3 protein-coding genes are annotated in these 2,753 nt (G+C 74.3%); 2 read left to right on the top strand and 1 reads right to left on the bottom strand.

Annotation, left to right across the window (positions count from 1 at the left end):
* Positions 1-111: 111 nt before the first annotated feature.
* The gene (locus tag E1182_RS30120; protein ID WP_243706503.1) at positions 112-744 is read left to right on the top strand and encodes a sigma factor-like helix-turn-helix DNA-binding protein; all 633 of its coding nucleotides are present in this window, start codon (positions 112-114) and stop codon (positions 742-744) included.
* A gap of 6 nt (positions 745-750) precedes the next feature.
* Here the strand turns inward: E1182_RS30120 and E1182_RS30115 are convergent, their stop codons facing one another.
* Positions 751-1,257 carry a DUF402 domain-containing protein gene (locus E1182_RS30115; protein WP_132271124.1) on the bottom strand — a complete coding sequence of 169 codons (507 nt, stop codon included), beginning with the start codon at positions 1,255-1,257 and terminating at the stop codon, positions 751-753.
* 66 nt (positions 1,258-1,323) lie between these two features.
* Here E1182_RS30115 and E1182_RS30110 point away from each other — a divergent pair.
* A partial coding sequence (locus E1182_RS30110) for an ATP-dependent DNA helicase (protein ID WP_371687626.1) occupies positions 1,324-2,753 on the top strand: 1,430 nt, incomplete at its 3' end.

Raw genomic sequence — 2,753 nt, 5'->3', positions numbered from 1 at the left:
TCACCCACCCCACCGGTCCCCGCCTCCCGAGAGCCGCCGGGGCAACAGACCGTCCGGCGGTACCGGAAGAATGCGGACCGACAACGGGAGGTTCGGGTGACGGTGGATACGGTGGCGGAGTTCGAGGCCGAACGCGGCCGGCTGACGGCGGTGGCGTACCGGATGCTCGGCGAGCAGCGGGTCGCCTTCGTCCTGCACGACGTCTTCGCGGTGCCCTTCGCCCGGATCGCCGAGGCGCTCGGCACCAGCCCGGAGGCGGCCCGGCAGCTCGCCTCCCGGGCCCGCCGGGTGGTCCACGCGCCGGACGCGCCCCGGCACACCGCCGACGCCGCCGAGCAGCGACGGGTGGTGGCCGCCTTCGCCGCCGCCACCGAGTCCGGCGACCTGACCGCCCTGCTCCGGGTGCTGGCCCCGGACGTGCTGCTGGTCAGCGACAGCGGCGGGCACTTCCCCTCGGCCCGCCGGCCGGTCACCGGCGCGGACAACGTCGGCCGGTTCGTCCTCGGACTCTTCGGTCGGGCCGGCCGCTACGGCCAGCGGGTGCTGGGCCGCCCGGTGCTGGTGGACGGCGTGCTCGGGTTGCAGATGGAGACGGTGCACACCGACGGCCGGCCCTTGCGGCTGGTGGTCGCGTTCGCGGTCGCCGAGGGACGGATCACCGGCATCTTCAATCAGTTCAACCCTGACAAACTGCCCGACTTGCCGGGTCTGGGCGCCGACGACGGCTGGCCGCCGGCCTGGTGATCCCGCTCAGAGCACCAGGGCCAGCCACTTGCGGTACGACGTGGCGAACGGTTCGGTGCCGTCGCCCAACGCGCCGAGCAGCCACTGGGCCGCCGCCTCCGCCTCGGCGACCAGATCCGCCGGGTAGCCGAACCGCTCCCGGTGCTCGGCGAACTCGTCCTCGTCGCGCAGCTCGACGAGGCCGGTCGCCCGGCGACGCACCACGTCCAGGTCCAGGTCGAACAGGTGCACCGTGTCGGCGCCCTCCCAACGGGCCGGTGTGGTGATGTCGCAGTAGACCTCACTGGTGCGCGGCGGCGGGTTGAACATCCCCGTCCACCAGGCGTGATGCGGCACGAGCAACACGAACGGGATCTGCTCGACCGACGGGCGGCCGTGGTACACCGACTCGGTGCCGGCCGGCACACCCAGCCAGACGCCGAGGTCGTCCTCCGTGAGCCGACGGGCCGGGTAGTCGCGGTGGGCGCTGCCGTCGTACTTGCGGTAGATCACACGGACCACATCGCTCGGCATGAGTCGCACCCTAGCCGATTCCGCCCGTCGATCGCTGCGGGGAAGTTACCGGACACGGGGGTCGGGTTGCCGTACCGTGACCGCCCCGCCCCGGGCGTCGCGAGGGCCGCCGTCAGTGCCGGCGGGTACCGTCGCACGGTGACCCCGCCCCGCACCGCCACCGACACCGCCAACCCGTCGGCCCGCAGCCGGCGTCGGGGGGCCAGACCCAGCGGAAGCGAGCTGCTGGCCGCGGCCGTGGGCGCGGTCCCCGGAGGCGCGGCCCGCCCCGGGCAGCAGCAGATGACCGAGGCGATCGAGCGGTCCGTCGCCGCCGGTGAACACCTGCTGGTCCAGGCCGGCACCGGCACCGGCAAGTCGTTGGCGTACCTGGCCCCGGCACTGACCGTGGACGGTCCGGTGGTGGTCTCCACCGCCACCCTGGCGTTGCAGTCCCAGCTCGTCGAGCACGACCTGCCCCGGCTCACCGACGCGGTCGAACCGTTGCTCGGCCGCCGGCCCACCTTCGCCGTGCTGAAAGGGCGGCACCACTATCTCTGCCTGGCCCGGTTGGACGGCTCCACCGAGGACGAACCGGAGGACACCCTCTTCGACGCGCCCGCCGCCCGGCCCGGCGGCGGCACGAAGTGGCTCGGCGAGGCCGGCCGGCTCGGCAAGCAGATCCAGCGGCTGCGCGACTGGGCGGACGAGACCCACACCGGCGACCGGGACGAACTGGACCCGGGCGTGGACGACCAGGCGTGGCGGCTGGTCTCCATGCCGGCCCGGGAGTGCGTCGGCGCCACCCGCTGCCCGTTCGGGCAGGAGTGCTTCGCCGAGGCGTCGCGGGCCCGCGCCCGCGAGGCCGACATCGTGGTCACCAACCACAGTCTGCTCGCGGTCGACATGCTGGCCGACCGGCACATCGTGCCGCCGCACAAGCTGCTGATCGTCGACGAGGCGCACGAGTTGGCCGACCGGGTCTCCTCCGCCGCCCAGGCCGAGCTGGTCCCGGAGCTGATCGACCGGTCGGCCCGGCGGGCCCGGCCACTGCTCAAACCGGACGTCGCCGACCGGCTCACCGAGGCCGGCGACGCGCTCGCCGTCGGGCTGGCCGAGGTGCCGGCCGGGCGGCTCACCGCCGGCCTGCCGGCCCCGCTGCGCGAGGCGTGCACCCTGCTCGACGCGGCGACCCGGGCCGCGCTGGACGCGATCGGCGACGTCAAGGCGGACGACCCCGACCCGGTCCGCAAGCAGCAGGCCAAGGCGGTGCTGGACGAACTCTCCACCACCGCGCAACGGCTGCTGGAGGAGGCCGACCACGACGTCGCCTGGGTGGAGAAACCGGAGAACGGCAGCCGCCGGGCCCTGGTGGTCGCGCCGCTCTCGGTCGCCGGCACTCTCGCCACCCACCTGTACGAGGAACGCACCGTCGTCGCCACCTCCGCCACCCTGACCCTGGGCGGTCGCTTCGACACGGTCGCCCGTGCCCTCGGACTGGACGCTCCCCCACACCC

Source organism: Micromonospora sp. KC721 (assembly GCF_004348355.1).
Taxonomy (GTDB): Bacteria; Actinomycetota; Actinomycetes; order Mycobacteriales; family Micromonosporaceae; genus Micromonospora.
This window is presented reverse-complemented; position numbering and strand designations above follow the sequence as displayed.

Excerpts from the sequence above, each read along its gene's own strand:
- E1182_RS30115 (WP_132271124.1), bottom strand. The coding sequence starts at position 1,257 with ATGCCGAGCGATGTGGTCCGTGTGATCTACCGCAAGTACGACGGCAGC.